The organism is Streptomyces sp. NPDC058086, assembly GCF_042885015.1.
GTDB lineage: Bacteria > Actinomycetota > Actinomycetes > Streptomycetales > Streptomycetaceae > Streptomyces.
Genome location: NZ_JBHVST010000064.1, coordinates 60,365 through 68,283 on the forward strand (window position 1 = coordinate 60,365; position 7,919 = coordinate 68,283).

Annotated in this window: 6 protein-coding genes and 3 pseudogenes; 7 read left to right on the plus strand and 2 right to left on the minus strand. The window is 69.0% G+C overall.

Going from position 1 to position 7,919, the window contains the following annotated elements:
- Positions 1-244: 244 nt before the first annotated feature.
- Both ACFVWD_RS37105 and ACFVWD_RS37110 read left to right on the plus strand, forming a co-directional pair.
- Positions 245-1,459, plus strand: coding sequence for a globin domain-containing protein (locus ACFVWD_RS37105; RefSeq protein WP_389602430.1), 1,215 nt, complete (start codon positions 245-247; stop codon positions 1,457-1,459).
- Between the two features lie 43 nt (positions 1,460-1,502).
- Positions 1,503-1,925, plus strand: a complete 423-nt coding sequence (locus ACFVWD_RS37110) for a hypothetical protein (RefSeq protein ID WP_389602431.1) — start codon at positions 1,503-1,505, stop codon at positions 1,923-1,925.
- A gap of 345 nt (positions 1,926-2,270) precedes the next feature.
- On the opposite strand, the gene ACFVWD_RS37115 is transcribed toward ACFVWD_RS37110, so the two are convergent.
- Together ACFVWD_RS37115 and ACFVWD_RS37120 are read right to left on the minus strand one after the other, a co-directional pair.
- Complete coding sequence (locus ACFVWD_RS37115; RefSeq protein WP_389602443.1) at positions 2,271-2,453, minus strand: Clp protease N-terminal domain-containing protein; 183 nt, start codon at positions 2,451-2,453, stop codon at positions 2,271-2,273.
- Positions 2,454-2,564: 111 nt separating this feature from the next.
- Positions 2,565-2,669, minus strand: a pseudogene (locus tag ACFVWD_RS37120) (hypothetical protein); the annotation flags it as partial.
- Between ACFVWD_RS37120 and ACFVWD_RS37125 the strand changes: the two are divergent.
- The 5 genes and pseudogenes from ACFVWD_RS37125 to ACFVWD_RS37145 all read left to right on the plus strand — a co-directional run.
- Positions 2,662-2,832, plus strand: a pseudogene (locus ACFVWD_RS37125) (transposase); the annotation flags it as partial. The pseudogenes ACFVWD_RS37120 and ACFVWD_RS37125 overlap by 8 nt on opposite strands.
- 348 nt (positions 2,833-3,180) lie before the next feature.
- On the plus strand, positions 3,181-4,041 hold the full coding sequence (locus tag ACFVWD_RS37130; RefSeq protein WP_389602432.1) for a PaaX family transcriptional regulator C-terminal domain-containing protein: 861 nt from the start codon (positions 3,181-3,183) through the stop codon (positions 4,039-4,041).
- Positions 4,042-4,208: 167 nt separating this feature from the next.
- Positions 4,209-5,561: an alpha/beta hydrolase gene (locus tag ACFVWD_RS37135; RefSeq protein ID WP_389602433.1), complete on the plus strand. Its 1,353-nt coding sequence runs from the start codon at positions 4,209-4,211 to the stop codon at positions 5,559-5,561.
- A 57-nt stretch (positions 5,562-5,618) separates the two neighbouring features.
- Entirely contained in the window at positions 5,619-7,208 is a 1,590-nt protein-coding gene (locus ACFVWD_RS37140) for an MFS transporter (protein WP_389602434.1), read from the plus strand.
- A 183-nt stretch (positions 7,209-7,391) separates the two neighbouring features.
- A pseudogene (locus tag ACFVWD_RS37145) lies at positions 7,392-7,508 on the plus strand (methylmalonyl-CoA mutase family protein); the annotation flags it as partial.
- Between the last annotated feature and the right edge of the window lie 411 nt (positions 7,509-7,919).

Consider the following 7,919-nt stretch of genomic DNA (forward strand, 5'->3'; position numbering starts at 1 on the left):
CTGTCGGCCTGGTCCAGGACGGTTGCGGCGGACAGGGCCAATGGGAGGTCGTCCCGGCGCCGTGCGGCCCTGCAGCAAGGTGTGGTGTGGGGCCGATGTGCCTGAATCGATGGGGCCGTTCGGCCCCTCTTCGCTCAGCGCCGCGAAACAGCGCCGAAACGCGGCCAGGTGCCTGATACACAGAAGATGCCGCCCGATGCGACGCGGCTGTCCTTCCCACCTCATCCCTTGCCCGGGAGGCTTCATGCTGTCCGCAGAATCCGCCGCCATGGTCCGTGCCACCCTCCCCGCCGTGGCCGGAGCGCTCGACGAGATCACGACACGCTTCTACGACGCGATGTTCCGCGACCGGCCGGAACTGCTCGACGGGATGTTCAACCGGGGCAACCAGGCCAGCGGAGCCCAGCGGCGCGCGCTGGCCGGCTCGATCGCCGGGTTCGCGACCGCGCTGCTCGAGGATCCGGACACCCGCCCGGACACGCTGCTGGAGCGGATCGCGCACAAGCACGCCGCGGTCGGGGTCACCGACGATCAGTACACGATCGTGCACAAGTACCTCTTCGGCGCGATAGCCGAGGTCCTCGGCGGCGCGGTCACTCCGGAAGTGGCGGCCGCCTGGGACGAGGTGTACTGGCTGATGGCCGGTGCCCTGATCGGCCGGGAGGCCCGCCTGTACCAGGACGCGGGTGTGGAGCCCGGCAAGGTGTGGCGACAGTGGACGGTCATCGAGCGCCGCACCGAGACCGAGGACGTCGTGTCAATCGTCCTCCGGCCGGCCGACGGCGAACCGGCGCCACCGGCGCGGGCCGGCCAGTACGTGAGCGTGCGGGTCCTGATGGCCGACGGGGTGCACCAGCTGCGCCAGTACAGCCTGTCCTCCGACCCCGGCGGGGATCTGCGGCGGATCACCGTCAAGCGGGTAGCCGGCACAGCCGACGCGCCGGACGGCGAGGTCTCCAACCTGCTGCACGAGCAGGTCCACGAGGGAGACGAACTGACACTCTCCGCTCCCTTCGGCGACGTCTTCCTCGACGACCCGGCCGACGCCACCACTCCGGTCGTCCTCGTCTCCGCCGGCATCGGCGGCACCCCCATGACCAGCATCCTGGCCCACCTCACCGCCATCGGCTCGACCCGCCCGGTGCTGGCCCTGCACGCCGACCGCTCCCCCGCCGACCACGCCCTGCGCACCGAGACGGGCGACCTGGTCGAGCGACTGCCGAACGCCCGCGCGGTCTTCTGGTACGAGCGCCCCGGCCCGGAGGAACCCGACGCCCGCGAGGGCCTGATGAACCTCGACACCATCGAACTGCCCGAGAACGCCACGGTGTTCCTGTGCGGCCCCTTGCCGTTCATGCGCGATGTACGCGGACAGCTGCTGGGCGCCGGGGTTCCGGCACAGCGCATCCGCTACGAGGTCTTCGGACCCGACCTGTGGCTGCCCGGCCCGGCGGCCTGAACGACGCGGGACATCCCACCGCACTGCCAGGAAGGGAACCGGCATGACCAACAATGACACCCAGATCACCGCTCCGACCGTGCTGCTGCGTTCGGATGGCGAGGTGGACGAGGAGACCCTGGAGTACGCCCGCACGAAGATCGACGCCGTCATAGGACGGCCGGGACTTCCCGCCGTCACCGGCGAGGTGCGCATCACAAGAGCATCGGCCCACCACGCGGACCGTCCTTGGTCGGCAACGGCATCCCTGCACGTCGGACGGCGTGAAGTGGTCGTGCTCGCCGAGGAGGCCACCGGCCGCGAGCTCGTAGACCAGCTCCAGGACCGGATGCGCCGGCAAACCGACAAGGCCGCCAGTACCGGACACAACGGCCATCGGGCGGCGGCCCCGCCATGGCGCGACGGCTCCGGCACCCCACGTCCTGTCCAAGGCCGCAGCAGGGGGGCGGACTCTCACCCGGCGTGAGTCCGCGGTGAGTTCAGGCCCGGTCGGTGACGGTCCGCCGGCCGGGCATCTATGCTTCCCCGCGCCCGTACATAGGAGGCCATCTTGCGGGCCGTTCGGACCAGACGGGTGACCAACGGCCCACTGACAGCGAGCAGCACCGACCAGGACGTTGAGCGGGATAGGCAACAGCCGCCCACGCCGCCGAGTCGCCACGCGGTGGGTAGTAGCTGACCGTATCCCGGCAAGCTCACCGCTACGAACAGCCGCTCACCCGGGACCAGTGTCGATCACGTTTTCGGCCTGACCGCCCATGTCGTATCAGGTTGCCCCTGAAGATCAGTTGCCCTGCCCAACGGGTTGTGGTCAGTCGTGTTGTAATGAGTCGGTTTCCCCAGATGGGGCGTCGAGGGCGGCCGGGTCGAAGCCGGCCTCGGTCAGGACGCTGGCGGCCACTCCGCGACCGACCTGGGCAAGGCCGATCAGCAGGTCTTCGCAGCCGATGCACTCGGAGCCGTTGTGCTCGGATCGAGCCCCTGCGATGGCCATGGCTTTGCGAGAGTAGGGCGTCCACGCGACTCGCTCGGCTGCATTAGAGGCGCTCATGCTCAGCCGGGCTTCGACGGACCGGTGCAGTGTCTCTGGCGAGACACCGGCGGCTTGAAGGAGCCGGGTGGCGCCGTTGTCCTGGGTGGTCAGTCCCCAGAGCAAGTGCTGTGCTGCACCGCTGCCTGCTTCCGCGCCGCAAGGCGAAGGCTCCCTCAAGGGCGTCAGCTCCCGTTACCTGCGCGCGGAGTACACCGGCCGGATCAACCGGATCGGCACCGGGTCGGTGTTCTGGTCCCCGTCCTACTTCGCGGGCTCCTGCGGCGGCGCACCACTGAGCATCGTCAAGGACTACATCGACAACCAGAAGCGCCCAGCCTGACCGTCACCGCAAAGGCGCAGTGATCTCCGGCGCTTCGCGCCTCCAGACCGAGGATCGCATTCCCGCCCGGCCTGAAGGCCGGGATTCCCTGCGAAGATTCAGAGGATGGGGCCAACCCGCCCGCCGGACTACCGCTGGCCTTGCAGAACGCGACGATCGTCGCCTCACAGGGCTGCGAGTTCGTCTACCACCGTTCGCGGGCCGCGTCTCACTGAAGGACACCTGCCTCGCACCCCTGGTCTCCTCTTACGCCCCGACCAATCAAATTAGGCTAGTTGTCGATTGCCGTCAAAGAAATGACACATTTCTTGTCGTGGAGACAGTGCTCGCTCGCCCCGGGCCTACGCTGTGCCGGTGACCAGTGTCGATGTCGCCGCCGGACCGACCGCCGAGAGCGGTCCCGAGCCGCGTACCCAGTCCCTGATGCTGACCTTCTTTGGTGCTCACGTGCTGGGGCGGCCCGTCGCCGTGTCGTCGGGGAGCGTGATCGCTGCTCTGGGGAGGTTGGGCAGTACTGAGGAGGCGGTGCGGACCACCTTGAACCGGATGGTCAAACGGGGTCTGCTGGAGCGTCGTCGCCAGGGCCGGAAGACCTACTTCGGGCTGACGCCGCACGCCGTTCAGGTACTGACGGACGGAAGGGACCGTATCTGGCGGACCGGCGCGGTGAACCGGGACTGGGACGGCCGGTGGACGATGGTGGGGTTCTCGCTGCCCGAGGCATGGAGTCGCGAGCGGCATGACCTGCGCTCCCGGCTGATCTGGGCGGGCTTCGGCCCGCTGCAGAACGGCCTGTGGGTGGCCCCGGCGCGCGTCGACGTCCGTGAGATGGTGGCGGGTCTCGGCCTGGAGCCGTATCTGCGGGTGTTCCGGGCAGAGGTGGAGTCGCCGACCGACGTCCGTGAGGTGCTGGAGCAGGCGTTCGATGTGCCGGCCATCGGTGCACGGTACCGGGCGTTCCTGGAGCGCTGGGACCGCACCGACCCGCTTCCTGCAGCGGTCTCCGGCGACGAACTCGCAGGCCAGCTCCTGCTGCACACCGACTGGCTGGACCTGGTGCGACGGGACCCGCATCTGCCCGCCGAGCACCTGCCAGGGGACTGGCCCGCCGCTCAGGCGGAGACAGTCTTCCGTGGCCTGGCCAGCCGCTGGGAACGCCCGGCCGCGCTCGCGGCCGCCCGACTGCTCGACACCCTGACGCTGGACTGATCCGCACCCGGCCCCCGCCCGCCCTCGAGTCCCGTGCATCCACACGCGGACCCGCCTGCCGCATTATTGGTCAGTCTATTGACGGCAGTGAAAAACGAGCCCTACATTCGCAGCGCTCTTCGTTCGCTCCCCCACTCGGTCCCCCCTCGACTCGCGGAGCCGTCGCCATGCCCCGACCCCGTCTTTCGACCCTCGCCGCCGCCTGTGCAACCGCCCTCGCCACTGCCCTGCTGGGGCCGGCGGCCGGCGCCCAGGCCACGACCGCCGATCACTACTCCGGCACGCTGTCCGACGGCGCCACCTGGATCGCGGACAAGCCCGCGCAGTGGAACGGCAGCCTGCTGCTGTTCAGCCACGGCTTCGGACCGACCACCGCTGCCGACGCCCCGTCGACCGCGGGGCGCCAGGCCCTGCTGGACGCCGGCTACGCCCTCGTCGGCTCCTCCTACGACCCGAACGGCTCGATGTGGGCGCTCGACTCTGCCGAGCGGGATCAGTTCGCCGCACTCACCGCCTTCCGCCGCAAGGTCGGCACACCAACCCGGGTCATCTCGGTGGGCCAGTCCATGGGCGGCCTCATCAACGCTCAGATCGCCCGCGACAGCGCGGGCCGCGTCGACGGCTCGCTCGGCCTCTGCGGCCTGGTCGCAGGCGGCGTAGATCTGGACAACTACCAGCTGGACGCCGAGTACACCCTGGCCACGTTCTTCGACCCTGCCGATGTCGACAAGCTCGTGAACCTGGGCAGCCAGACCGACGCCGGCGCCCTCGCCGACCGGCTCACGAAGGCGGTGGAATCGGCGCAGCAGACCCCGGCTGGACGCACCCGGATCGCCCTGGCTGCCGCCTATCTCAACCTGGCCGACTGGGCTCCCGGCCGGCAGCCGCCCGCGCGCGGCGACTTCGCGGGCCAGGAGGAGCAGCAGTACGCATGGCTGGCTCAGGGCCTGCTCGGGTTCATCGTCCCGGCGCGCTGGTCGGTGGAGCAATCCGTCGGCGGCAACACGTCCTGGAACAAGGGCGTCGACTACGCCGGCCTGCTGCGCAAGTCCGACCATGCCAAGCAGGTCGAGGCGCTCTACCGCGACGCCGGGCTCGATCTGCGCACCGACCTGAACCGGCTCACCCTCGGTGCGGACATCGCAGCCGACCCGGCCGCAGTGGCTCATCTGAAGCGGACCTCCACCGCCGGACAGGGCCTGGCCGTGCCGCTGCTGGACATCCACACCACCGCCGACCAGCTGGTGCCCGTCGAGCAGGAATCGGCCTTCGCCGGGCGGGTGCGCAGGGCCGGAGACTCCGCGCTGTTGCGACAGGCCTATGTGGCACGTCAGAGCCACTGCAACTTCACCACCGCCGAAGTGCTCGCCGGGCTGCACGCCGTGGAGCACCGGCTGGACACCGGGTACTGGGACAACTCCGCCACCACCGCCGAACTCCAGCACAGCGCCGACGAATTGGGTCTCGACGGCGCCGCCTTCACCGACTACCGGCCGAATCGTCTGACCGGTACCCGCTGATCCCCAAGCGTCCTCTCCCCGTCCCAAGCTCGCGCGCCTCAGGAGCCCTCCGTGTCAATGACGACCGAATCCTCCGCCAGAACCGCGACCGGCCGCGGCCTGACCACCGGCACCCTGGTCGCCGGTCTCCTCGCCGTCTGCCTCGCCCAGATCGGTCTGGCCATACCGGCCACCCTCAACGGGCTGTTCCAGTCCGACCTGCACCCGGTCGGCTCGCAACTCACCTGGATCTCCGACGCCTTCCTGCTCCCGGTTGCCGTACTGGAGCTGACGTTCGGCCTGCTCGGCGACCTCTTCGGCCGCAAACGGCTGCTGGTCGGCGGCGCTTCGCTGCTGGCCGTGGGCGAGCTGGTCAGCGCCAGTGCCTCCGGCGTCCACCAGCTCTGGGCCGGTCAGGCACTGGCAGGCCTGGGCGCCGCCGCCCTGTTTCCGACATCGCTGGCCATCCTGGCCGCAGGCACCACCTCGCCCGCACAGCGGGCCCGGGTCATCGCGATGTGGGCTGCCCTGCTCTCCACCGGCGGATTCATAGCCCCGCTACTCGGAGGCGTCACCGCCACCTACGGCTCGTGGCGATGGTCCTTCGTCGTGGTCACCGCCATCGCAGCGGCAAGCACCGCCGTCAGCGCCCTGTTCGCCGTCAACTCCAGTGCCCCCGCAGGGCGTTCACTCGACATAGCGGGCCAACTGACCATCGGTCTCGGCCTGTTCTCGCTGCTCTACGCGATCATCCAGGGCCCGACGGACGGCTGGTCCTCGCCCTCGATCGTCATCGCCTTCGTCCTGGCGGCCGTGTTCCTCGCCGTCTTCTTCCTGGCCGAGAAACGCGCCAAGTCCCCGCTCCTTCGCCTGGATCTGTTCCGCAACCGCGCCTTCGCGGTGGCCTCGGTCGTGTCCGTGGTGGGCATGTTCGCCTTTCTGGGCACCGCCTACTCCGTCAGCATCCGGCTCGGCCCAGTGCAGGACCAGGCCCCGATGCGGACGGCCCTGGCATTCGTCCTGCTCAACGGCATCACACTGGTGATGCTGCCGCTGACGGAGCGGCTGCTGAGAACTGCGGCACCCGGGCTACTGCTCGGCGCGGGGCTGCTGTTGATCGCGGCGGGAGACTACTGGACGGCCACGCTGCCGATCACCGACAGCGCCTTCACCTCGTTGATCCTGCCGCTCGGTCTCGTCGGCCTGGGCTTCGCGATCACCGTCTCGTCGATCACGGCAACGGCCGTCAACACCGTGCCGGTGCACCTGGCCGGCATGGCGAGCGCCACCACCAACCTGCTGCGAGACTTCGGCTTCACCCTCGGCCCCGCCGTCATCGGCGCCGTGGCCCTGAGCCGCGCGGCAAGCAACTTCTCCAACTCCCTGCACGACTCCGCCCTGCCCGGAGCGCTGAAAGGCGCAGGCACTGCCGTACTCGACGAGGGCGGCCCACTCGCGGTCAACGGCGCCTCCGCAGCGTCACCAAAGCTGGCCGACCTGCACCCACTCGCCCTGAACGCCCTCGGCCACGGCTACTCCATCGGCTTCGTCGTCTGCGGCTCGGCCGCACTGTTCTCCGCACTGCTGGCCCTCGTCACACTCCGCGGCCGAGCCGCTGACAATTCCCCAGAGCAGAAGGACAGCAAGCCGAAAATCTGCCGTCCCTGAGCCGGCGTGGGGTCAGATGACAGGGGAACTGCGGCTCCTCGGAACAGTCCGGAGCCTCCATCAGACCCGGACCGGTCGCCCGGCAGGGCGCCACGCACCGCCCACATACACGTCGACGCGGCTCGGTGGTGTCCCGGGCCGCGTCGACGTGAGTGGGTTCGGGATTGCGATCCACTCGGCAGAGATGACCGCGGCGGCGCGGTGGCGGCAATCGAGCAGGGATTCCAGAAGTCCGAGATCGAGAGGTCCGCTTACCGGACCGCTGTGGAGATCGACGACAAGCAGCGAACCGTCGTCGGGAAGCCGAACTCTTCAGTCAGTACTGCGCATCACCGAAAACTGGCATGCCTTAAACGACCTGGTCTCTGCGCGGCTGCCCACCCACGCGATCAGCAGGCAGATGGATCATCGCCTGGCGGAGGTCATCGGTCATCGTCTCGGGGCTGTAGCGCTTGTGCGGGGACTAGAAGCGTTGCTGGACCGCCGCCTCCCAGATGACCCCCGCTACGAAAATCTCGCCAGCGAAGGCCGTACGCCGACGAATAGAACCTCCTCAAGATGGACGACGGGTTCTACAGGCTGCGGGCCGTCTAGAACACGAACCTGTGTGACTCCTCCCCGTCCTTCAGGACTCCGTTGGGAAATCCGTAAACCGGTGATGATGAGTGTGCCGGGCTGCCATGATCGGTCTGTTCGCTGATCGAGGGTGGG